Origin of the sequence: Mesobacillus subterraneus, from assembly GCF_000934845.1 — a bacterium.
In the GTDB taxonomy this organism is placed as follows: domain Bacteria; phylum Bacillota; class Bacilli; order Bacillales; family Cytobacillaceae; genus Mesobacillus; species Mesobacillus stamsii.
Window position 1 is genome coordinate 1 of record NZ_JXIQ01000205.1, and the last position, 2,337, is coordinate 2,337.

Annotated in this window: 2 protein-coding genes; one reads left to right on the plus strand and one right to left on the minus strand. The window is 38.6% G+C overall.

The annotated features are described in order from the left end of the window. Nucleotides 1-283: 283 nt before the first annotated feature. Complete coding sequence (locus UB32_RS18845; protein ID WP_044396726.1) at nt 284-1,159, minus strand: nucleotidyltransferase-like protein; 876 nt, start codon at nt 1,157-1,159, stop codon at nt 284-286. Between the two features lie 158 nt (nt 1,160-1,317). Here UB32_RS18845 and UB32_RS18850 point away from each other — a divergent pair, with 158 nt between their 5' ends. Continuing rightward, on the plus strand, nt 1,318-1,665 hold the full coding sequence (locus UB32_RS18850; protein WP_044396728.1) for a YgzB family protein: 348 nt from the start codon (nt 1,318-1,320) through the stop codon (nt 1,663-1,665). The last annotated feature ends 672 nt before the right edge of the window (nt 1,666-2,337 follow it).

Genomic DNA, 2,337 nt, shown 5'->3' on the forward strand with positions numbered 1-2,337 from the left:
TCATAAGTTAAAACGTTGGCTAGTGATCCTCTATATAATAGAAGTCACTATAAATATTGTTTGTTGACGCTTGTTTGTTTAGTTTTCAAAGAACAAGTTAGTTAGCTTATCACCGTGAAGCGACTTTACTAATATACCATCTGACATTTTTTCTGTCAATGCCATTTCAAAAAAAGTTTTTTGTAATTAACCGTCTGCCGCAAAAACATTTTCACTGTGCTCAGCAGCGACGGTTATTAATATACCAAGTATTTTTCGATTGGTCAATAGGTTTTTCGTTTTTTTAGGATAACTTTTCAGCAACCTTATAATATCTGTGATAAATACTTTGCCCTTTTGTTTCAACGTTGACAACTTCGAGTATTTTTTTTTCAATTAAATATTCTACAAGAATTCCTAGGTCCACCGAATAAGGCAAAAGTTCCGGATGGGACATTAGATCACTGAACGCCCAATAATCTGCTCCTTCCATCACTTCGACCAAATGCTGGCTACCAATTTTTGTCCGTTTATGAATCAGGAATTCGCTAGCGAGGAACAGGAGCTCCAATCTTTTTTCTATTGTTTCTTCACTGCATATCAACTCTTCATATAATTTATAGATTTCTGGCTCAATCTGCTTCACTTGATGCCAGACGGTCACTTCGGGATGAAACCCATTCTCTATGACCGCAAGCCTCGCAAGGTGATGCAAGGAATGAACAACATAATTATAGGCATCCAAATAATTAAGGTTATCAAATAGCATCTTGCCATCTGAGTACCTTCTAATCAGTTTGGCAAATTCAATCCCTATTTTAATTTTACGACCCATAAACGGGAATTCTTTCAGTTCATGTTTCAACTCAGCAATTTTTTCATTTCGGTCAAAAACGATCTTCCCATTGTAAAGCCAATCAAAGATCTTTTTATTGTTGCCAGTTAGGAGCCATTCATGGATCTGCTTTTCGGTAACAATATGCATCGCTGCTTTTTTGTCTTGATAGGAATAATGTTTAACAAAAACAGGGTCCATATTTTCTTTAACTATAATCAGCAGAATGACATCAAATGTATCGGTTGCAGCGAGCGCTTTGTGCCGTTTCTCCACCGCAACCACTCCTATCGTGTTTGGATGGCTTGCCCGTTCTTGATAAATTGAACGAAGGATATCCTCCATAATAAACTCCTCCATTGGTTTGTTAGCATATATGTTCGACAATGATATCAAATCTCCTGCATTTCATCTAGCCAATTTTCGAATACAGTGGTGGACTTTTTATGATTATTCGGCAAAAAAAGTATGATATAGTTAGATTTTAGGGAGGGAAATTTCAAATGGGTAAGTACTCTAGTAAAATAAATAAAATCCGCACCTTTGCATTAAGCCTAATTTTCATTGGCTTCATTGTGATGTATGCCGGGATTTTCTTTCGCAGTTCATTTTTGGTTATGAGTATTTTCATGATTTTGGGATTGCTATTTATTATTGCCAGCACAGTAGTTTATTTTTGGATCGGATTGTTATCGACAAAGACTGTGCAAGTAGTTTGTCCTAATTGTGGAAAACAAACGAAAATGCTTGGCAGAGTGGATATTTGCATGTATTGCAACGAACCGTTAACTTTAGATGCTTCGCTCGAAGGCAAGGAATTCGATGAACAGTACAATCGAAAGAATAGGTAGGCGGCGCAGGTCTCCCTGATTAGCTAAACGCAGACAACGACTACCATCTAACGCCACTATCCTGATGAACATCATTGCTAGCTTACCTGGGCTCGGATGTCCGCCTGAATAAGTCATTTTGGACTTCATTAGGCGGACATAGCTCTCAACTCCACAGCCTTGCCAGGCGGAGTAGAAGTTTCGAATTTGTAGGAGCGGCACATAGATAAGCGAATCGAGGATTGAGGAGCCTGTCTGATGAAAATTTTTCAGCTATAATTCTTAATATTCATCCGTTTTTATTATATAAAAACATTCATTTCGAATGAAAATACATGGATTTTATTCCTAAGCTGGAGCTGAACCATTCTCAAAGAAATAAAGAAAAACCGGGCAAAAGCCGCCCGGTCCTTTTTGGTTTGGCTGATAATCGATTTCCACTCCAGACACTCGCTTTCCGTGGTGCAACTGGCGAGCCTCCTCCTCGCTTCGCTCAAACCTATTCCGATCGCAACCGAGCCTATCACTATCCAAATAAATAATTTCACCCCAAACCCTCACAGGATCGGTTTTTTGTTAAGAACATAGAATCTGTCAAGATAACCGGGCTTTCTTGACTACTTCCTCTCTACACCTTCAAACCTGTCAAAATAAATTTGTCCAGCATTAGCACATAGCCCAACGCTTAGGCAA